Raw genomic sequence first — 231 nt, forward strand, 5'->3', positions numbered from 1 at the left:
CGTTTGAGTAATGGGGGGACGCAGTAGGATAGGGTAAGCGCGCTGCTGGATATGCGCGTTCAAGCAGTTAGGCTGATGAGTAGGCAAATCCGCTCATCATAAAGGCTGAGCTGTGATGACGAGGGAACTATAGTACCGAAGTTCCTGATTCCACACTGCCAAGAAAAGCCTCTAGCGAGGCGGGAGGTGCCCGTACCGCAAACCGACACAGGTAGGCGAGGAGAGAATCCT

General features: G+C 54.1%; 1 rRNA gene. It reads left to right on the forward strand.

The window, feature by feature from the left end:
* Positions 1–231, forward strand: a 23S ribosomal RNA gene (locus AC0C45_RS30315); the annotation flags it as partial.

Source organism: Priestia sp. VA7 (assembly GCF_055710015.1).